Below are 20,449 nucleotides of genomic sequence, written 5' to 3'. Positions count from 1 at the left end.
TGGCAAGGCATTCTTGCGTTGAGGAACCATTAGATGCGCCCTTTTTTATTGCTCTTTCTGCTGTTCCCGGTGTTGGAGCTGTTCGTATTCGTTCAAGTCAGCAGCGCCATCGGGTTTTTCCCGGCCCTGTTGCTGATCATTCTCGGCTCGATGCTCGGCGTCCTGGTGCTGCGTGTCGCCGGCCTGGCCACCGCACTGCGTGCCCGTGAAAGCCTGAACCGCGGCGAACTGCCGGCCCAGACCATGCTTGAAGGCCTGATGATGGCGCTGGCGGGCGGCCTGCTGATCCTGCCGGGTTTCATCAGCGATGTGGTCGGCCTGGTGATGTTGCTGCCATTCACCCGCAAAGTGCTGGCCGGCAAGATGCGCCAGCGTGCCGAAGAGGCCGCGCTGCGCCAGCGCGCGTTCGCCGATGACCTGCAACCCCGTGGCGGCCCGGCTCCGCGCCAACCGCTGGGGCGTGAAGGTGATGTGATCGAAGGCGAGTTCGAACACCGCGACAGCAAATAACCGCTTTACCCACACGGCACCTTTGGGTGCCGTGTTGTTTTCAGGGGCCGCCAGTTGCAAAAAAAATCATCCCCGGCCCCTTGTAATAAGCTTATGCGCCCTTATGTAACGGTCACCGCAAGGTTTCTGGTGGCGACACCAGACAGACTTCCGCGGTTTGCTCTGCGAACCGCGACCGGCACCGCCGGAATAAACCTGCCGGTACAGACACCGGCCGATGAAAAACACAATTAGGAGAGATCGACAATGAGCAAGCTTCGTCCTCTGCACGACCGCGTCGTTATCCGTCGCAGCGAAGAAGAAAAGAAAACCGCTGGCGGTATCGTTCTGCCAGGTTCGGCTGCTGAAAAAGCCAACCACGGTGTGATCGTCGCTGCAGGCCCAGGCAAAACCCTGGAAAACGGTGAAGTGCGTGCGCTGGCCGTCAAAGTCGGTGACAAGGTTGTATTCGGTCCTTACTCCGGCAGCAACACTGTGAAAGTCGACGGCGAAGACCTGCTGGTCATGGCTGAGAACGAGATTCTCGCTGTACTGGAAGGCTGATTTCCCGCTCATTTTCCCGTTACTACAAAGTATTTAAGGAATATCGATCATGGCTGCTAAAGAAGTTAAATTCGGCGATTCCGCCCGTAAAAAAATGCTCACCGGTGTCAACGTCCTGGCTGACGCAGTAAAAGCGACCCTGGGCCCGAAAGGCCGTAACGTGATCATCGAGAAGAGCTTCGGCGCTCCGACCATCACCAAGGACGGCGTTTCCGTAGCAAAAGAAATCGAACTGGAAGACCGTTTCGAGAACATGGGCGCGCAGCTGGTCAAAGACGTTGCCTCCCGTGCCAACGATGACGCAGGCGACGGCACCACCACCGCTACCGTTCTGGCTCAGTCGATCGTCAACGAAGGCCTGAAAGCCGTAGCTGCCGGCATGAACCCGATGGACCTGAAACGCGGCATCGACAAGGCGACCATCGCCATTGTCAAAGAGCTGAAAAACCTGTCCAAGCCATGCGCCGACACCAAGGCGATCGCTCAGGTAGGCACCATCTCCGCCAACTCCGACAACTCCATCGGCGACATCATTGCCGAAGCCATGGAAAAAGTCGGTAAAGAAGGCGTGATCACCGTTGAAGAAGGCACCGGCCTGGAAAACGAACTGTCGGTTGTAGAAGGCATGCAGTTCGACCGTGGCTACCTGTCCCCGTACTTCGTCAACAAGCCTGAGACCATGGTTGCCGAGCTGGACAGCCCGCTGATCCTGCTGGTCGACAAAAAGATCTCGAACATCCGCGAAATGCTGCCAGTACTGGAAGCCGTTGCCAAAGCCGGCCGCCCACTGCTGATCGTTTCCGAAGACGTTGAAGGCGAAGCCCTGGCGACTCTGGTTGTGAACAACATGCGTGGCATCGTTAAAGTCGCAGCCGTCAAGGCTCCTGGCTTCGGCGACCGTCGCAAGGCCATGCTGCAGGACATCGCCGTTCTGACCGGCGGTACCGTTATCTCCGAAGAGATCGGCCTGAGCCTGGAAAGCGCCACCCTGGAAAACCTGGGCAGTGCCAAGCGCGTGACCATCTCCAAAGAAAACACCATCATCGTTGACGGTGCTGGCGTAGAGCAGGACATCCAGGCTCGCATCACCCAGATCCGTGCCCAGGTTGCCGAGACTTCGTCCGACTACGACCGTGAAAAACTGCAAGAGCGTCTGGCCAAGCTGTCCGGCGGCGTTGCAGTGATCAAGGTTGGCGCTGGTTCCGAAGTTGAAATGAAAGAGAAGAAAGCCCGCGTTGAAGACGCCCTGCACGCAACCCGCGCAGCCGTTGAAGAAGGCGTGGTACCTGGCGGTGGCGTAGCGCTGATCCGCGCTCTGGAAGCCATCACCGGCCTGAAAGGCGACAACGCCGACCAGGACGTAGGTATCGCTGTGCTGCGTCGCGCTGTTGAAGCGCCGCTGCGTCAGATCGCTGCCAACTCCGGCGACGAGCCAAGCGTTGTGGTCAACGAAGTCAAGAACGGCAAAGGTAACTTCGGTTACAACGCCGCGACTGGCGAATACGGCGACATGATCGAAATGGGCATCCTGGACCCTACCAAGGTGACCCGTTCGGCGCTGCAAGCAGCATCCTCCATCGGCGGCCTGATCCTGACCACCGAAGCGGCGATCGCTGATGCACCGAAGAAAGATGGCGGCGCTGGCGGCGGTATGCCAGACATGGGCGGCATGGGTGGCATGGGCGGCATGATGTAAGCCAGCCTTACCCGGCTAGTCAAAAGCCCCGCCTGCAGTGATGCAGGCGGGGCTTTTTTTTCGATTTATCAGGCAATGCTGGAAACGCACAGTACTGAGCAAACACGCTTGTCGCGTTGTCCACAGATCCAGCCACCGCAAGCCGTCATGGGCAGGAGTTATAAAATAGATGTTTCACCTTATGTTCAGCTTGCCTTGCCTTTACGTTATCGTCCGGTTCATTTGGCCAATGCCGTGGGCGCGAGCAGCCAAAATTGCGGTTGTGCTGCTGTTCATCCTCGCTTCGCAATATCACCTGTACAGCCGCTTCTCTTCCGGCAGCGTGTTCTCCCCGGAGTTTCCGCGCGGCGTGGTGATGCTCTTCAACTGGGCGTTCGGTGCGATTCTGTTAATGGCGGTGCTGCAGATCATCGTCGACCTGGGGGCGTTGCTGACCATGTTGATCAGGCGGCGATGGCTGACCATACCAACGAATCTTCGTTATGGCCTTGGCACCGCCGCATTGCTATTGTCAGCCGTGGGTGTGCAGCAGGCGGTGCGCGTCCCGCCCATCAAGGATGTCGAGTTCGCGATCAAGAATTTGCCTGTGCAGTTCGACGGTTACAGGGTTTTGCAACTCACCGACTTGCACATCAGTCGCCTGTTCAACGAACCGTGGACGCAAGCGATGGTGAGTGAGTCAAACGCTCTGGGCGTGGATCTGATCGTCGTCACCGGAGATCTGATCGACGGCTCAGTCGCCAACCGGACCCCGGATATTGCTGCGCTGCGTGATCTGCACGCTCCGGACGGTGTGTATGTGATTCCCGGTAATCATGAGTATTTTTTCGACAACGAAGCGTGGATGCAGCACTTCAAATCGCTCGGCATGATCCCCCTCGCCAACAGCCATACGCTGATCGAGCGCCAGGGGGCGAAGTTGGTCTTGGCCGGCGTTACTGATGTAACCGCACCCAGAACCGGCTTCCCGCCGCCAGACCTCAAACAGGCGTTGGCGGGGGCGCCGAAAGATGTGCCCATTATCCTGCTGGACCATCAACCGAGAAACGCGCGGGATGCCGCCAGCCAAGGTGTGGCGCTCCAGCTTTCCGGCCATACCCACGGCGGCATGATCCTTGGTATCGACAGGATCATTGCGCTGGCCAACGCAGGGTTTGTGTCCGGGCTTTACGACGTCAGCGGCATGCAACTCTACGTCAACAACGGCACTGCACTGTGGCCGGGATTTGCCCTGCGCCTGGGCAGGCCTTCAGAACTTACCCGCATCACGCTAAGACGCGCGTCGAACGACAGCTGAGGCCAGCGGGCAAAGCCGCTTTCCCGACCCATACGCTTGACTGTCGAGCACCCTGGCGTTGGGTTCGCTCAGCTCTGCACGCAGTTGCCGAGCGACGACCCATGTCTATGTTCCTTATATCAATGGGAGGCGATCTTCGCCCTGACACTGTAGTCAGCTTGTGAAGCTATAGTGAAAATCTCGTTTGACCATACAATCAGTTGAAAACCTGTATCGGCGGGCCTTTCAGCTCTATCCCTGAGCCACACTTGGCCTTAAGCTGCGCGAGCCAACACGGCTGTTACCGCGTACGGAGACACTGCCCATGCGAATTTTACTGGTTGAAGACAACCGCGATATTCTGGCCAACCTGGCCGATTACCTGGGGCTCAAAGGCTACACAGTGGACTGTGCGCAGGACGGTCTGTCGGGCCTGCACCTGGCCGCCACCGAACATTACGACTTGATCGTGCTCGACATCATGCTGCCCGGCATCGACGGCTACACCCTGTGCAAACGCCTGCGCGAAGACGCGCGCCGCGATACGCCGGTGATCATGCTCACCGCCCGCGACCAATTGGATGACCGCCTGCAGGGCTTCAAGTCCGGCGCCGATGATTACCTGCTCAAACCCTTTGCCCTCTCGGAGTTGGCCGCGCGCATCGAAGCAGTGCTGCGCCGCGCCCAGGGCGGCGGTCGGCGTGCGTTGCAAGTGGGTGACCTGAGCTACGACCTCGATACCCTCGAAGTCACCCGCGAAGGACGCCTGCTCAAGCTCAACCCGGTCGGCCTGAAGCTGCTGGCGGTGCTGATGCAGAAGAGCCCCCACGTGCTGCGCCGGGAAATCCTTGAAGAGGCACTGTGGGGCGATGACTGCCCCGACAGCGACAGCCTGCGCAGCCACGTGCACCAGTTGCGCCAGGTAATCGATAAACCCTTCGCCAAGCCGTTGCTGCAAACGGTGCATGGCGTGGGTTATCGCTTGGCCGAGGGCCGAGATGGAGTTTAAGCAAAGCCTTGCCCAACGGATCATCATCGCCTTTGCCTTGATGAGCGCGTTGGTGGCGGGCGCCTTTGCCATGGGCATCGTTGCGACCGTGCACCTGGTGGAAGAGAAGTTGATTTCGGCAGGCCTGGGCGGAGACCTGCAACGCCTGCTGCTGATGGACACGGTCGAAGACTGGCGCCATCGCCCCGAGCCGGACCAGCTGTTTTATTTCAGCGGTGGCCCCGGCGACTTCGAATTGCCCAAGGACTTGCGCCATCTGGAGCCGGGCTTCCACGAAGTATTTCGCGAGGCGCTGTCGTACCACGCCATGGTCGAAGTGGTCGACGGCAGGCGTTATGTGCTGCTGCAGGATCAAAGCGATTTCGAAGAGCGCGAGCGCGTGCTGTTTGCCGTGGTGCTGGTGGGCTTTGTGCTCAGCCTGGCGCTGGCGGTGTTCCTCGGCTGGGTGCTGGCGCGCAAAGTGATGGCGCCGGTGGTGCGCTTGGCCCGCCAGGTGCGCCATCGCGACCAGTTGCTGGGCCTGGCGCCACCCTTGGCGCCCGACTACGCGGCCGATGAGGTGGGCGAGCTGGCCGTGGCCTTCGACGCCACGCTAGGGCGGTTGCGCCAGGCACTGTCTCGCGAGCAGCTGTTTACCAGCGATGTCAGCCATGAGTTGCGCACACCCTTGATGGTCCTGGCCAGCTCCTGCGAGCTGCTGCTGGAAAACCCGGCCATCGACCAGCGTGGGCGTAACCAGGTGCAACGCATTGCCCGGGCCTGTGAAGAGATGCGTGAACTGGTGCAGACCTTCCTGATGCTGGCCCGTGCCGAGCATGACGAAGAGGTCATGTCGCCCCAGGTCACCCTCGAACAGGTGGCCGACGACTTGTTGGGCATCTGGCGTGAGCCGATCGAGCGCAAGGGCCTGGAGCTGCTCTACCAGCCCGGCAACCCACTGGATACGCGCTACAACACGACTTTCCTGCATGCGGTGATGGGGAACCTGTTGCGTAACGCCCTGCATTACACCGAGCAGGGGTTTATCCGCCTGACCCTTGAACCCCATGGGTTTGTGGTGGAAGACAGCGGCGTCGGTATCCCCGAAGACAAGCGTGAAGCGATGTTCGAGCCCTTCGTCCGCGGCAGCGAAAAGCGCGGAGAAGGCCTGGGGTTGGGCCTGTCTCTGGTGCAGCGCATCTGCGAGAACCAGGGCTGGAACGTAAGCCTCAGCACCATGGAACCCAATGGCTGCCGCTTTCACGTTGAGCTGAGCCCGGTCAACGCCTGATCCCTTCCTCTACCGCTATCCTGCCGAAGTACCCCGTACTTCGGCGAAGATGGCCCCATGCTATTGCTTGTGTCTGTAAAGTCTTGAAATGTATGGGATTGGACAGGACAAGTTTTTCACAACGGGTTGACCTGTTGATCACAGTTTGGTGCTTAAGGTTGTAGGCATCAGTAACTGGAGATCAATGATGTCTAACCCCATCAAGCTCGAATTTTCCGAAAAGTACGACGATCAGCACGCTCAAGAGTATTTGCTCAAGCATCAGGACAATCTGGCTCGCCGCCTGTCACATAAACGCGACGAGCAACTGGCCCGTGGTGCATTGGCAATGGCCGGCGAGCCGGGTCTGGTGCTCGACCTGCCCTGCGGCGCCGGGCGTTTCTGGCCGCTGCTGGCGGAGAAGCCCAACCGCGTGATCATCGGTGCCGATAATTCGGCGTCGATGTTGAAGGTGGCAACGGCTGCCCAACCCGCCGATGTGGTGAAACGGGTACGGCCCTTGCAGACATCAGCGTTTGATATCGACTTACCGGATAACTCGGTCGACAGCATTTTCTGCATGCGGCTGCTGCACCACATCGGCGATCCAGCACACCGGATGACAATACTGCGGGAATTTCAGCGTGTTACACGCGACAGCGTGATTCTTTCGCTGTGGGTGGATGGCAACTTCAAGGCGTGGAAACGCAAGCGCCTGGAAGGCCAGCGTCGCAACAAAGGTGAGCAGGAAGGTTACCAAAATAGATTTGTGTTACCAGCTGCTACTGTTGAAGCAGAATTTGAGGAGGCCGGTTTCCGCGTTCAGGAATCCTTGGACTTCATCCCGCTCTACGCCATGTGGCGAGTGTATGTATTGCGCAAGAGGTAACAGGATGGCAGTTGAGTGCGTAGCAGGCAGTCACGTAGCGCCCGAAGAACGATTCGATTACTTCTGGCGCCAGCAAGGCGAATGGGTCGAAGAGCCCAATCGTCGGCGTGGCGGTGAAAGTGGTGTGCAGCGTGTCATGAGCGACAACGGCCGCTTGCTCTACAGCAAGCGCCAGACCGGGCATATCTACCGCAGCTGGCTGCACCCGTTGGGACGCCCCACCGTATTGCGTGAGCGTGATGCCCTCAAGGGGCTACGCCTGCTGGACGTACGTGTGCCGGAAATGGTGTTTTGCGAGGCGCGCCGTGACCCCGAGCACCAATGGAAGGCATTGCTGGTCACTGCTGCCCTCGATGGCTTCGACGAAATTGAAAACTGGTACGCCGCCGGTGGCCGCGAGCAGTACGGCGAACTGGTGCATGAGCGCGTGCTCAAGGAATTGGCCGGCACCCTGGCGCGCATGCACAAGGGCCGTTGGCAGCATGGCTGCCTGTACATCAAGCATATTTTTGTACGGGTGACGGGCGCGGGCGACTCGGCCACTGTAGAAGTGGCGCTGCTGGATTTCGAGAAATGCCGCCAACGCCTGACCGCCTATCGGGCGGCGTCCCATGACATGCTGCAACTGCGCCGCCATTCGTCGTGGAACGATAGCGACTGGTCAAAACTCAGCTACTTTTACGAGACGGCGTTTGGCAGCGCTATCAAGGGTTTAACCAAATGAAGCTAGAAATAGCACGAGGTGTGTTCCTGGTGGGGGCGTTAGGCGTTGCCGCCTTGGCCCTGGCCGCATGGGAACAGCCTCGCACACAGGTACTCAGTGCGGCGCCGGGCGGTGCGCAATGCCTGTTGCCGCGTGTCGCCAAGGCGAGCGTGGCGGCCAAGCCCGATCATGAGTTACTGCTGTTCATGTTTGGGATGTCTCAAGGGATGAGGCCGCAAAGTTGAAATGTTTAAAATCACCGAAAAGGGCCTTGCGATGCGAGGCCCTTTTTTTTGCGCTGTTAAATCAAATGCAGATGGTTATCCCAGAACCCGGAAGGCAGTTCCAACGGCTTGGCCACCAACTGCGGCTGACGACAATCATAGAACCGGCAACGCCCCTGGCCTGAAGTCACGACAAACCCATCCGCCACCGCACCGACGCCGGCGCAGTCGGGCAGCGGGCCATCCAGGCGCAGCTCGCCGCTGTCCATGTCCCAGATAAAAAAGCGGTTGCCGCGCGGTGCCGTCAGCGCCACCAGGCGCAAATCGCTGTGCACCGCGACGCTGGCGGTGTAGTGCCCCATCGCCTGCAACTGCTCGTCGGCGACCGGGAAGGCCTCGAACGGCTGACCCGGCCGCTTGATCGCGAGCAGCTCGGAGCGCTCGTGGGAGGCGCCCATGAACTGCTGCCCGGTGAGGATCGTCCCGTCCCCGGCGATGCCCATATGGCGCACGCTGTTCATCTGCTGGGCCAGGGTTTCCTTGCTGATCAGCGTGCCGTCACGGTGCATCAGCACCAGGCTCGGTTCCATGGCGTTGAGGTTCATCTCCACGCGGCTTTCGGCTTCGGTGCGAATGCCGCCGTTGGCCACCACCAGGGTTTCGCCGTCAGGCATCCATGACACCTGGTGCGGGCCGATGCCATGGGTGGAAATCTCGCCGCTGTGCACCAGCCGCTCGCCTTCGAACTTGTACACACCGAGCAGGCCACGGCCAGGGTCGGACGTGTCGTTCTCAGTGGCGTACAACCAGTCGCCGCTCTTGTGGATAACCGCGTGGCCGTAGAAGTGGCGATTGGGCAGCGAGGTGATGGTTTGCAGCAGCGCGCCATCACGCAGGTCGATCAGGTAACTCTCGGTGCCCGGGCGACGGGCGACAAACAGCGCAATCGGCAGCGTCGGGTGGTTGATGATGTCGTGGCACCGCTGGCCGACCTGGGTGGCAAACACCTGCTTGCCGTCCAGGCGGAAGCCCACGGCATAGTGCTTGCCGTCGGCATCATCGCGCGCCGACAGCAGCAGCGGGCCCTTGTCTTTGCCTTTGAACAGCGTCCAGCCACCCAACGTGAGCGCACTGAGCAGCACGCTACCCACCGCCAAAGCCTGTCGCCTGAGCATCATCAGTCACCGTCGTTGGCGTTGAAGCCGAGTTGGATGCCCAGCGCCTTGGCCAGTTCGCCTTCGTGCAGGCGGTGGACGACGTTGAGGCTGTCGTAGATATCGTTGAGCTGCTGGCGCCCGGCGTCATCGTTCAACAGTTCGTTGAGGGTGCGCTGGTTGCTGGCAAACAGTTTCAAGGAGGCGGCATACGCGGCGTCGATCTTGTCGGCCAGCGGCTTCTGGTCGGACGGCAGCAGGCCGCGCAGGCCTTTGTTGTCGACGCCAACCCACACGGTCTGGGCGGCGGCGAGGCTGGCTTCGAGGCTTTGCAGCGACGACTGGCTGCGCCAGGCATCGGCCTGGAACGGCTGCGGGATGCCCTTGGTCTGGCGACCCATCGGCGTGCCGAGTTTTTTCTTCAAGGTGTCGAGTGCGGTGACCTGCACGCGCAAGAGGTCGGCGATGGCTTCGTGGGAATCAGCGTAGCGCTGGTTCGGAAACTTGGTCATCTGCGCGAGCATGCCGTCGGTGCTGTTCCAGCTGGTCAGGATCTCTTCGGCCAAGGCTTTCTGACGCTCACCGATGGCGACCAGCAGCGGGCAGTAACGGGCTTTCTGGGCCTCGTCGGCGATGTCGGTCTTGGCGTCGTAGAGGATGTATTCGTAGGCCGACAGGCCCTGCACCACTACGCTGGACTTGGCCAGGGCGGCGCCGTCAATCTGCGGCTGGCTGGTGACCAGTTGCTCGACCTGGCGACCCACCAGGTTTTTCTTGTCCGGCCAGAACTGCACCTGCCACGCACGGTTGCCCTCGGCCAGTGGGCCGATCAGCAGCGGTTGCAACTCGGCCCAGGCCTTTTGCGCGTGGAGGAAGTCAGCACGTGCGGTGTCCAGGCTTTCCTTGCCCTGGCAATAGGCCAGGGCGCTGACGGCCAACTGGCGGTCGGCTTCGACCCAGCGGCTGTAGGTCGGCAAAATCACCTGCTTGGCGATGGCGGCCGAGGTCACGGCCTGCGGGTCTTGCGGCGAGCAGGCGCCGAGGGCGAGGGCGGCCAGGCTGGTGAACAACAACTTGGGACGGAACATGTCGAGCTCCCTTCTGTAAGTGGGGCGAAGCTTATAAAGAATTCAGGAACGCCAGCAACGCCGCGCGCTGCTCAGCATTAAAGGACAACACATGCTGCTGCGCCGCTTGCGCTTCACCGCCGTGCCACAGCACGGCCTCGAGCAGGTTGCGGGCGCGGCCGTCATGCAAAAACTGGGTGTGGCCACTCACGGTCTCGGTCAGGCCGATGCCCCACAACGGCGCGGTGCGCCAGTCGCGGCCACCGGCCTTGAATTCGCTGCGGTTGTCGGCCAGGCCTGCGCCCATGTCGTGCAACAGCAAGTCGCTGTAGGGGCGGATCACCTGGTTGGCCAGCTCGGGTTCGGAAGCAGAGGCGGCCGTGGTGAACGCCGGCTTGTGACAACCCTGGCAGCCGGCCTGATAGAACAGGTTTTTGCCGGCCAGCACCTGCGGCGTGTCGACGCCACGGCGTGCCGGCACGGCGAGGTTGCGGGTGTAGAACAGCACCAGGCGCAGGATGTTGTCGCTGACTTCCGGCTCGCCCTCCGGGCCATCGCCGTTGGGCGCCTGTTTGCAGGCGACTTGGGCATCGGTGCAGTCATCGAACGGCCTCAGGGACGTGGTGAGGCCCATATCACCAGAAAACGCGTGAACATTTTGTTGATTGAGGTTGGGTTGCCCGGCTTTCCAGCCAAAACGCCCGAGCACGGTTTTGTGCTGGGCGTCATCCCAGACCCAATTGGCGCGGCCGACGAGGGCTTGCGGGTCGGCGGTTTGCGCGTCGGTGTTGCGCAGGATATCCGCGTCGCTGATGGCTTCGAGCAAGCCGAGGCCGATCATCGGCGGCGCAATCCGTGCCGAAAACAGTGTATCCGGGTGCATCGGGCCGTAGCCGAGCTGGGTGATCTGCAGGTCGGGCTTGCGCAACTCAACCACCGTGCCGTCCTTGAAGGTGACGTTGACCGGTGTGTAGTCGACCCGCACCTTGCCTTCGGGCGCAACGCCGGGCACAGCCATGTCTTGCAATTGCCCGCCGTAGACCGGCTCGGGCACTACGCCCATTTGCTCGATGAGCTTGGCGTAGGCCGGTGTGCCAGGGATTGACAGCCGCACCAGCATCGACACCGCATTGGCCGCGTCGGGCAGTGGCGGGTGGCCACGGCCGTCCTTGATATGGCAGTTCTGGCAGGCATTGGTGTTGAACAGCGGGCCAAGGCCATCACGCGCAGTGGTGGTGGACGGCGCGATCACCCAGGGGCTGCGAAAGAAGCTGTTGCCGACGCTGAAATCCAGACGGCGGGTGGGCGACAGGTTGGCCGAGGGCAGGGAAAACGCGTTCTGGTCGCGCTTGTTCACCGTCGTCGCGCCGCCGGCCCGCGATTCACCCGGCTCGGCCTTGGTGAAGCGCGGGGCGTCATCGCACGCAGCCAGGCCCAGGGCCATGCATGCGACGGACAGACGAAGAAGCGAACGGAACATCGAGTTTCCCGGACGAAGGCTGAAAATAAGGTCGCAAAGTCTAACAGGGCCGGGGGGAATGAATAAGAGCAATTATCGTTTGGTGGCTTCCCGATTCATTCCCGCTAGAATGGCCGCACATTTTTATCTGGAGGTGGCCAATGCAGGCTCTCGACGCTTTGCTCAACCGTGTTTCCGTGCCGCGCCTGTTGGAACCGGCACCGACCCAGGAGCAGCGCGACGTGCTGTTCGCCGCCGCCATGCGCGCACCCGACCACGGCCAGTTGCGCCCTTGGCGTTTCCTCACCGTAGAAGGCGCGGCCCGTGAGCAGATGGGCACGCTGCTGGCCGAAGCCGCGCGCCTGCAGGACGCCGACGCGCCGCAAGCCGCTATCGACAAGGCCCAGAACGGCCCCTTGCGTGCGCCGCTGGTAGTGGTGGTGATCGCGCGCCTGCAGGAGCACTTCAAGGTGCCCAAGTCCGAGCAACTGCTGGCCGCCGCCTGTGCTGCCCACGGCATCTTGCTGGCAGCCTACGCCCAGGGGATTGGTGCGGTGTGGCGCACTGGCGAGCTGTCCTACTCGGCCCACGTGGCCAAAGGGCTGGGGCTGACGGCGGATGAGGAAGTGATTGGCTTCCTGTATCTGGGCACGCCGCAAAACCCGCCGCGTACCGCGCCGAAAGAAGAGGTGGCGGCGTTCGTTAAAGCCTGGCCCGGTCTCTGATACAAAAGTGATCTAAATGTGGGAGGGGGCTTGCCCCCGATAGCGGTGGTTCAGCTGGATTATTTTTAGCTGACACACTGCCATCGGGGGCAAGCCCCCTCCCACATTCAGCCCCAGGTGTCGTTGAGATTGCTTAAACCCTGAACTGATCCATCAACTTCATCTGCTGGCTGGCCAAGGCATTGAGCTGGCTGCTGATGGCCGCCGACTCGGTGGCTTGGCCGGTGAGGGTTTCGGTGACGGTGCGAATCGCCGAGACGTTGCGGTTGACCTCTTCGGCCACGGCGCTTTGCTGCTCGGCGGCGCTGGCGATTTGCAGGTTCATGTCGCTGATCACCGTCACCGCATCGCTGATTTTGCCCAAGGCTTGCACCGCCTGATGGATCTGCCCTGCATTGCTCTGGGCCTGGCTCTGGCTCGAATGCATGGTGGCGACCACGCCACGGGTGCCGCTCTGGATGCGCTCGATCACCAGGCGGATTTCCTCCACGGAATCCTGGGTGCGTTTGGCCAGGTTGCGTACTTCATCGGCCACCACCGCAAAACCGCGACCGCTTTCCCCGGCACGCGCGGCTTCGATCGCGGCGTTGAGCGCCAGCAAGTTGGTCTGCTCGGCAATGCTGCGGATCACTTCCAACACTGAGCCGATCTGCTCGCTGTTCACCGCCAGGGCCTCGACTTCGCCCACGGCCTTGCTGACCTCTTCGGCCAGGGTGGTGATGTCGCGGGTGCTCTGCTCGATGATCGACATGCCTTCGCGTGCCGACTGGTCGGCGCCGCGTGCCGCGCTGGCGGCGTTGGAGGCGCTGTTGGCGACATCGTGGGCGGTGGCGCTCATTTCGTTGGAGGCGGTGGCCACTTGGTCGATTTCGCGGAACTGCACCTGCATGCCTTCGCTGGTCTGGCGCGCGATGGCCGACGACTGATCCGCCGTGCCACGCGCTTCGGTGATGCTTTGCTTGATCTGTGCGATGGTCGGTTGCAGCTTGTCGAGGAAGCGGTTGAACCAGTTCACCAACTCGCCCAGTTCATCTTTCTTGGCGTAGGCCAGGCGCTGGGTGAGGTCGCCGTCGCCGCTGGCGATGTCCTTGAGCATGGCGGCCACGCTGTTGATCGGCCGGGTGACACCGGTGGCGGTCAGCCAGATCAGCAGCAAACCCAGCAGGCCGGCAGCGGCGCCCACCAGCAATGCCTTGAGGGTGCCCGCAGCCTGGGCGTCGTCGAGCAGGCCTTGCAGCTTGACGTTATCGGCCAGCATCACGGCCTTGGGCAGTTTGATCACCACGCCCCAGGACTTGGCATCGGCAATCGGTTTTACCGGGTACACCGCGCGAATGGTGTCGTCCTGTTCGCGGATCATCGGGCGGTCGCTGGCCAGCAGTTGCACGATTTCCTTGCCTTCGGCGCCGAGGGTGTCGATCAGGTTCTTGCCAACCTTGGCCGGCTCGCCGCTGTAGGCGGCGATCAGGCCGGTGCCGGACAGAATCTCCAGGTGCGCGGCACCGTTGAACAGGTCTTTCTGCGCGGCATCGGTAACGCCTTGCAGGGTGTTGAGGGCGATGTCGACCCCGACCACGCCAATGGCTTTGCCGTCCACCAACAGCGGCAGGGAAATGGTGGTCATCAGCACGGGTTTGCCGGCCACGGTATCTTCGTACGGGTCGAGCAGGCACACACTGCGGGTGTCCCGTGGGCAGGTGTACCAGATGTTGTAGGGTGTACCGTTGAGGTTGAGGCTGGTCTTGGTCAAGTCTTCCTCGACCATGATCGTATTCAAACCTGCACCGCCGGCACGGCTCCAGTAGCTGGAGAAACGACCTTTTTCATTGGAGACGCGGGCTTTGTCGTCGACGAAGTCGCTGTCCTTGCCATCCAGGCCATTGGGCTCGAACGACAGCCAGATGCCCAGCACTTTGCTGTTGCGTTCGAAGGTGGTTTTCAGGCTCTGGTTGAGTTCTTCACGCAGGGCGCCGGGTTCCAGCGCGCGTTTGGCGGCGAGGGCGCGCAGGTCTTTGACCTGATCGGCGAGGGCGGTGGCCACGGTGAGGTTTTCGCCGAAGGTTTTCTGCAACTGCACCGCCTGCTCGGCAGCCTTGGCTTGCAATAGTTGTTGCACGCTGGCGGTGAGCATGCGCGAGCTTGAATCGCTGACCAATTGGTCGTTTTGAGCGGTGTTGTAGAGATTGATGCCGACGACCAGCGCAATCACCCCCAGCAGGCAAAGGCCGGACAGCAGCACGATTTTCAAGCGGATGGAGAGGGCGTTGAACATAGGCTTACTCGCGAATGGACTTGTTGGAAGGCATGCAGTGCAGGCCAAGTCCCTTCAGCGCTATGTCTGAAACATCGGCGTAACAAAGTATTTCGTGAGGGGCAGGCGATGAGCGGTAGGGGAATGCCTACAGGCGTTGTTATACGGGCGCTGCAAGCCGTTCCGGGCGCGACCAGATCCACAGGTTGCCCAGGCTCATCCCGGCAATCGCCAGGTAGATCGGCCAGCCGTGGTCGAGCATCACCAGCATCAGGATGGCGCACAGCAGCATGCTCACGGTGGCGCTGACCTTGGCGCGACGGGCGATGATCTTGCCATTGCGCCAGTTGAACAGGATCGGCCCGAACAGCCGGTGGTTTTCCAGCCAGGCGCTGAGGCGCGGCGAGCTTTTGGTGGCTGCCCAGGCGGCAAGCAGGATGAATTCGGTGGTGGGCAAACCCGGTATGACAATCGCCACCAGCCCGATGCCCAGGCTGACGTAGGCCAGCAGGCCGAACAGGATCTGTGCGATTTTCGAGGTGGATTGGGGGGTGCCGGTCATGGGTTGGTTATCGCAGAAAATCAGTTTTGAAATCAGGGCCAAATGTGGGAGGGGGGCAAGCCCCCTCCCACACTGACCTCATTCCAATTCGGGGATCAGGCCAGTTCAGGGGCGCTAGCGTACGCCTGTTCCAGCAACACGGTGAAGCGCACAAACGCATCGACCGCGCCTTTCTCCACCGCGGCTTCTTCTTCGGCGCTGAATTCCAGGCCGTCGAGGGTGCGGGTGAAGCTCTTCCAGCCTTCGGCGCGACCACCGGCCGGCTCGCCGAGGTGGCGGGCGCCGAAGGTTTCGCTCAGGCCCAGGCCTACGGCGCGTTTGATCAGGAACGCGGCGCCCAGCTTGGAGCCCTCGGACACGAACAGCCAGCCCAACGCCTCAGCCTTGCTTGGGTTGCTCACTGCGCCGGCGACCGGTGCCGGCACGTCGGTGTCGAGGTCGGCCAGGTCGAGCTTGGCGGCGTCGGCGCGGCAGCGTGCGGCCAGGTCAGGCACGATCTTGATCAATTCGGCATCGGTGTACAGCGCCACCAGTTCCGATTGGAACAGGTACTGCGCCACCACGAAACGCGCGAAGTTGGCCTGGGTTTCAAACGGTGCGTGAGCTTTGACCAAAGCGTCGAGCTTGGTGTGCGGCTCGTTGGTGATCTGGTTCAGGCGCTGGGAGCGCAGGCTTGGGCGATCTGCGGTAGGAGTAGCGGTCATGAAAAAAGTCCTTGAGAAGGGGAGCGCCTTGTTGCTCTGAAAGAGAGCCGTTATCAAATAGACGAACAAGAAGACGCGGCACAGTAAAAAAACCTCACCCCGCCTGCGAAAATTGCGGCGGGGCGAGGTGGCTGTCGTCAGATATCCCAGATCACGTTGATCGCAAAGTTGCGGCCGGGCTGGGTCAGGCGGTCGAGGTTGGCGGGGCCGGTCACTGCGGCTTCGCCAACGCTGTCGTAGCTGCGCACGTCATCCCAGTTCCAGTACTTCTTGTCGGTCAGGTTGTAGAGGCCACCGTTGATGGTCACGTCGTTGGTGACTTTGTAGTAGGCGGTCAGGTCGAGAACGCCGAAGCCGGGCGTCTTGAACGGGCCGCTGGTGGCGCCGTCCGGCGCGTGGAAGGTGGAGCTGTCGACGCGATCCTGCTTCTTCACCAGGGTCCAGCTCAGCAGGCCGCCGTAATTGTCCTGGTCGTAGCCCAGGCCGAACACGCCCTTGAGCGGGTTGACGCTGTTCAGCGGTTCACCGTTTTCGTCATTGCGACCGTAGGCATAAGAGACCGAACCCTGGGTGTACAGGCCTTGTGGTGCGCCGAAGGCATCCAGGTTCAGGCGGCCCTTGGCTTCGGCCCCTTTGATGGTGGCGCGCTTGATGTTGACGGCCTGGAACTGCTCGACAGAGCCACCGACTACGGCGTTGTCTTCATCGATAAAGTCACGGTACTTGTTGTAGAACACTGCGATTTCGAAGGAACCCTCGTCGAATTTGCCGCGAAGGCCGGTTTCGATACCTTTGCTGGTCTCGGGCTTGAGGTCCGGATTGGGCTCGACGGTGTAGCCCAGGTTGAGGTTTTCAAAGCGGCCGTACAGCGCCTTGGCCGACGGCGTGCGGAAACCTTCGGCGTATTGGCCGAACCAGGTGTAGTGATCGGTCAGCGCGTAGGTCAGGCCAAACTTGGGCGTCACACGGTGCCAGGTTTTTTCCTTGTCGCTGACCGAGCCAGCACCCGTAGGGTTAACCGTATTGAGGAATTCCTGGGTCAGCTTGGGTTTGAGCTGGGTGTAGTCGTAGCGCACGGCCGGCAGGAAGGTCCATTTGTCCCAACTGATCTGGTCCTGGGCGAACAGCGAATAGGTGTTGATGGTCGGGTCCGGGAAGTCGCTGGACTTCCTCACACTGTCGGTGGCGACCGGGCTGGGTGCGCCAATGGCGGTGCAGCCACTGCCGACCGCTACGCAGGTCGCGTTGCCTTCGCGCGAGCCGGTAACTTTTTGTTGCTTGAGTGTGGTGCCGTAGGTCACTTGGTGATCGGTTTCACCGAGGCTGAATGCTTTGTCCAGTTGTGCGTCGAAGATCCACTGTTTTTCCTGGTAAAGCGTGTCTCGGGTCCGCAAGACGCGACGCCCGGACTGGTAGATCTCGGCCGTGGTCTGGTCGGTCTTGGCGATCTGGTAATTGAGGCTGGTCTTGATGCGGTCGGCAACCGGCGACTCAAGGGCGAAGGTGTTTTCCAGGCCGAAACGCTCACGGGTAATGGTGTCGTTACCCCGACGGTCGCGGTAGAGGTTGAAGCCTCTGCCACCGATGAACGGGCCGCCCACCGCGTTCTTCAGATTGACGTCGCGGTCATCCTTGTACTTCTCGTAGGTCAGGCCCAGGCGGTTGTCATCGCCATAGTTCCAGCCCAGCTTCGCCAGGATGTTGGTGGTACGCGCCTCTTCCGGGTTGGCGCCGGTGCGCTGCAGGCCGGTGGCGTTGTTGCCGTCGTAGGATTCGGTCTCGTGGCCGTTGCGCTGGCTCAGGTGCAGCAAACCGTCGAAGTCCTGCACGCGGCCGGCGACGGTGCCGGAGGTCAGCCAGCTTTCGTCGGCAGAGCTGTAGCCGGTTTTCAGGCGCGCGCCGAAATCCTGGCCGGGCTTGATGATGTCATCCGGATCGAGGGTGAAGTAACTCACCGCGCCGCCAATGGCGCTGCTGCCGTAGAGGGCCGAGGCCGGGCCGCGCAGGATTTCGACGCGCTTGACGATTTCCGGGTCGACATAGTTGCGGCGGGTCTTGGCGTAGGGGCCGTTGAAGAAGTTGCCTGGCACTTCCACACCGTCCACCTGAGTAAGGATGCGGTCGCCATCAATGCCGCGAATGTTGAAGCCGGCGTTACCCGCGCGGGTACCCGCGCCACCCACGGAGACGCCCGGCTCGTAACGCACCAGCTCACGAATGTTGTTCACGTTCTGGCGGTCCAGCTCTTCGCGGTCATGCACGCTGACGGTGCTTGGCACGCTGTTCACGTCCTGCTCGTTACGGGTGGCGCTGATGGTCACCTGTTGCAGGTTGAGGGTGCTGCCTGCTGCGCGTTTTTCCAGGACGATGTTGTTATTGCCCAGTTTGCGGTAGCTCAGGTTGGTCCCCACCAACAGCCGGTCCAGGGCCTTTTCCGGCGACAACGGGCCGCGCACGCCAGGGGACGACACGCCCTGGCCCAACTCTGCCGGCAAGCCGACCTGCCAGCCGGTCACCGCAGTGAAAGCGTTGAGCGCCGACACCAGTGGCTGTTGCTCGATCTGGAAGTTGTAGTTGCCGTGGCTGCGCGGCGCGGGTTCGGCGGCGGTGGCGGTCATCACTGGCGCGCCGGCCAGCAGGATGGCAGCGGTCAGCAAGGACAGCACGGGCGAAGAAGACCGGCGGTTGAAACGAGAGGACATCGAGAGCGCTCCGGGGTACGAATCTTATAGTTGCGAACCGAATCAAATAGGAATCAGTTGCATTGGCTAAGACGAGACGTACCGCCGAGGGCTATCGAGTAAAAATAATTCTCATTTAGTTCAAAATCACCAGCGCGGGGTATTCCGACAGCTTGGCCGAGGTGATGTGCGCCAGGGAGCGCAACACGTCCAGGGGCTGGTCGAGGCGGTAGTTGCCGGTGACGGCGACACTGGCAAGCTGGTCGTTGGTGTTGACGATCCAGCCGGGGTAATAGCGACGCAGCTCGGCGAGCACTTCGCTCATCGGGCAGTTTTCGAAAATCAGCCGACCCTGCACCCAGGCCAGGTCTTTGTTGGCATTGAGCTTGGCCGGTTGGCCAAAACCCTTGGGCCCGATGCGGATACTTTCACCGGCACGCAGGCGCACGCGGGCGTCGTCGAAGGTGTTGCTCAGGTCCACGTCGCCGCGTTGCACCTGCACCTGGGCTTCGCCGTTGAGGTAGCGCACGGCGAAGTCGGTGTCGCGCACGCTGGCGCGCACCGGGCCGGCGTCGATTTCCAGGGGCTGGCCATGGCTGGGGGCGATTTCGAAAAATGCCTCGCCCTGGTACAGGCGGGCGACGCGCTGGTGGTCCTGGATGCTGCTGGAAAACGCCGAGTTGGTGTTGAGCAGCACCTTGGAGCCATCGTCCAATTGCAGGCGCTGGCGTTCGCCGACCACGGTGAGGTGGTCGGCTTGCAGGCGCACCGGCAGGTTGCTGAAGCTGAACAGGCCGATCAACAGCACGGCGGCGGTGGCCAAGGGCTTCCAATGCGGTTGGATGCGGCGCCAGGCGCTGGGCTTGCGCGGTGCGGCCAGGGCGACGGCGGCGCTGTACACCGGCGCGCCACCCCAGGCGGCCTGGGCCTTGTCGAAGGCGAGCGCGTGGGCGGGATCGCTAGCCAGCCAGGCCTCAAACTTGGCCTGCTGCCCGGGCTGCGGGCACTGCAAAGCGATCAGCCAGTCGAGGGCTTGGTCCATAGCCAGGTCTTGCAACACCTCATGAGCCAGCTCATGGGGGCGCAGGTTATTCGGGTCCGTCACGGTGTGCCTCGGGTCTTCGCCACGTTCTGTTCATCTTTCCTACAGCTTGGTTCGACATGTCTGTCGGGTGGAGCTTAAGGCCGATCCAGCCTTTCGGCCACACCTACACAGATGGCCATGATCAATTTCAGTTCCTTTTGCACGGTGCTCAAGGACACTTCCAGCTGATCGGCAATCTCCTGGTAGCTGCACCCGTGCAGACGGCTGAGGATGAAGATCTGCTGCTGGCGGGCGCTCAACTGGCCCAGGCTGACGCTCAGGTGCTCGAGCAATTGCTCGGCCTGGGTGGCGTCTTCGGGAGTGCTGATGGGGGCGGCGACGCTTTGCAGGATGTCCAACGGGACATCTTCCTGCAGCGTGCGGGCCTGGATCCGACGCGAGCGAAGGTGATCCAGCGCCAGGTTGCGCGCGGTTTGATAGACGAAGGGTTCGAGGTGATCGATCGGCCGCTCGCTGAGGGCCCGGGTGACGCGCAGGTAGGTTTCCTGCAACAGGTCCTCGGCGGTGCTGTGGTTATTCACCATCCGCTGCAAGGTGCGAAGCAGAATCACCCGTTGGGTGAGAAAGACTTGGTTGAAGCGAGATTGGCTCACAGTGATACCAGACCGATTTGCAGTTAATGATAATGCTTATCATCAACTG

At 61.4% G+C, this 20,449-nt stretch carries 19 protein-coding genes; 10 read left to right on the top strand and 9 right to left on the bottom strand.

All coding sequences use genetic code 11. The features are described from left to right. Positions 1-33: 33 nt before the first annotated feature. The 9 genes from AC0IYH_RS13580 to AC0IYH_RS13540 all read left to right on the top strand — a co-directional run bounded on the left by AC0IYH_RS13580 (position 34) and on the right by AC0IYH_RS13540 (position 8,120). Positions 34-510, top strand: coding sequence for an FxsA family protein (locus AC0IYH_RS13580; protein WP_116628711.1), 477 nt, complete (start codon positions 34-36; stop codon positions 508-510). A 246-nt stretch (positions 511-756) separates the two neighbouring features. Further along, entirely contained in the window at positions 757-1,053 is a 297-nt protein-coding gene (locus AC0IYH_RS13575; protein ID WP_017846112.1) for a co-chaperone GroES, read from the top strand. A gap of 49 nt (positions 1,054-1,102) precedes the next feature. Further along, the gene (gene groL, locus AC0IYH_RS13570; RefSeq protein ID WP_116628710.1) at positions 1,103-2,749 is read left to right on the top strand and encodes a chaperonin GroEL; all 1,647 of its coding nucleotides are present in this window, start codon (positions 1,103-1,105) and stop codon (positions 2,747-2,749) included. Positions 2,750-2,918: 169 nt separating this feature from the next. Then, positions 2,919-4,046 carry a metallophosphoesterase gene (locus tag AC0IYH_RS13565; RefSeq protein WP_471834751.1) on the top strand — a complete coding sequence of 376 codons (1,128 nt, stop codon included), beginning with the start codon at positions 2,919-2,921 and terminating at the stop codon, positions 4,044-4,046. A 304-nt stretch (positions 4,047-4,350) separates the two neighbouring features. Further along, a complete protein-coding gene (gene colR, locus AC0IYH_RS13560; RefSeq protein WP_003175870.1) occupies positions 4,351-5,034 on the top strand; it encodes a two-component system response regulator ColR in 684 nt (227 codons plus the stop codon). Then, positions 5,024-6,304 (top strand): sensor histidine kinase, encoded by a 1,281-nt coding sequence (locus AC0IYH_RS13555; protein WP_122772570.1) that lies wholly within the window; start codon positions 5,024-5,026, stop codon positions 6,302-6,304. Before colR ends, AC0IYH_RS13555 begins: the two co-directional genes overlap by 11 nt. A gap of 187 nt (positions 6,305-6,491) precedes the next feature. Then, positions 6,492-7,172 (top strand): class I SAM-dependent methyltransferase, encoded by a 681-nt coding sequence (locus tag AC0IYH_RS13550; RefSeq protein WP_116628707.1) that lies wholly within the window; start codon positions 6,492-6,494, stop codon positions 7,170-7,172. 4 nt (positions 7,173-7,176) lie between these two features. After that, entirely contained in the window at positions 7,177-7,896 is a 720-nt protein-coding gene (locus AC0IYH_RS13545) for a lipopolysaccharide kinase InaA family protein (RefSeq protein WP_116628706.1), read from the top strand. Next, positions 7,893-8,120 carry a hypothetical protein gene (locus AC0IYH_RS13540; RefSeq protein ID WP_116628705.1) on the top strand — a complete coding sequence of 76 codons (228 nt, stop codon included), beginning with the start codon at positions 7,893-7,895 and terminating at the stop codon, positions 8,118-8,120. Before AC0IYH_RS13545 ends, AC0IYH_RS13540 begins: the two co-directional genes overlap by 4 nt. A 56-nt stretch (positions 8,121-8,176) precedes the next feature. Here AC0IYH_RS13540 and AC0IYH_RS13535 read toward each other — a convergent pair whose 3' ends face one another. The 3 genes from AC0IYH_RS13535 to AC0IYH_RS13525 are packed head-to-tail and all read right to left on the bottom strand — an operon-like array spanning position 8,177 to position 11,800. After that, positions 8,177-9,274 carry a DUF1513 domain-containing protein gene (locus AC0IYH_RS13535; protein WP_116628704.1) on the bottom strand — a complete coding sequence of 366 codons (1,098 nt, stop codon included), beginning with the start codon at positions 9,272-9,274 and terminating at the stop codon, positions 8,177-8,179. A gap of 2 nt (positions 9,275-9,276) precedes the next feature. Next, the gene (locus AC0IYH_RS13530) at positions 9,277-10,341 is read right to left on the bottom strand and encodes an imelysin family protein (RefSeq protein ID WP_471834747.1); all 1,065 of its coding nucleotides are present in this window, start codon (positions 10,339-10,341) and stop codon (positions 9,277-9,279) included. 31 nt (positions 10,342-10,372) lie between these two features. Next, positions 10,373-11,800, bottom strand: a complete 1,428-nt coding sequence (locus AC0IYH_RS13525) for a di-heme oxidoreductase family protein (RefSeq protein ID WP_471834745.1) — start codon at positions 11,798-11,800, stop codon at positions 10,373-10,375. Between the two features lie 140 nt (positions 11,801-11,940). Between AC0IYH_RS13525 and AC0IYH_RS13520 the strand changes: the two genes are divergently transcribed. Continuing rightward, complete coding sequence (locus tag AC0IYH_RS13520) at positions 11,941-12,504, top strand: NAD(P)H nitroreductase (protein ID WP_116628701.1); 564 nt, start codon at positions 11,941-11,943, stop codon at positions 12,502-12,504. A 133-nt stretch (positions 12,505-12,637) separates the two neighbouring features. Here the strand turns inward: AC0IYH_RS13520 and AC0IYH_RS13515 are convergent, their stop codons facing one another. From AC0IYH_RS13515 to AC0IYH_RS13490, 6 genes are all read right to left on the bottom strand, one after another. Continuing rightward, complete coding sequence (locus AC0IYH_RS13515; RefSeq protein WP_471834743.1) at positions 12,638-14,776, bottom strand: methyl-accepting chemotaxis protein; 2,139 nt, start codon at positions 14,774-14,776, stop codon at positions 12,638-12,640. Between the two features lie 139 nt (positions 14,777-14,915). Further along, the gene (locus AC0IYH_RS13510) at positions 14,916-15,317 is read right to left on the bottom strand and encodes a YbaN family protein (protein ID WP_471834741.1); all 402 of its coding nucleotides are present in this window, start codon (positions 15,315-15,317) and stop codon (positions 14,916-14,918) included. Between the two features lie 95 nt (positions 15,318-15,412). Beyond that, on the bottom strand, positions 15,413-16,021 hold the full coding sequence (locus AC0IYH_RS13505) for a biliverdin-producing heme oxygenase (protein WP_122772567.1): 609 nt from the start codon (positions 16,019-16,021) through the stop codon (positions 15,413-15,415). Between the two features lie 137 nt (positions 16,022-16,158). Next, the gene (locus AC0IYH_RS13500; RefSeq protein WP_122772566.1) at positions 16,159-18,723 is read right to left on the bottom strand and encodes a TonB-dependent receptor; all 2,565 of its coding nucleotides are present in this window, start codon (positions 18,721-18,723) and stop codon (positions 16,159-16,161) included. A gap of 115 nt (positions 18,724-18,838) precedes the next feature. Next, entirely contained in the window at positions 18,839-19,807 is a 969-nt protein-coding gene (locus AC0IYH_RS13495; protein WP_471834738.1) for a FecR family protein, read from the bottom strand. Between the two features lie 74 nt (positions 19,808-19,881). Continuing rightward, positions 19,882-20,400, bottom strand: a complete 519-nt coding sequence (locus tag AC0IYH_RS13490) for an RNA polymerase sigma factor (RefSeq protein ID WP_101272772.1) — start codon at positions 20,398-20,400, stop codon at positions 19,882-19,884. Positions 20,401-20,449 lie beyond the last annotated feature (49 nt).

This window comes from Pseudomonas sp. AC463 (assembly GCF_979253585.1).
Note: the sequence above shows the minus strand (reverse complement) of the source record. Positions and strands in the feature narration are given on the sequence as shown.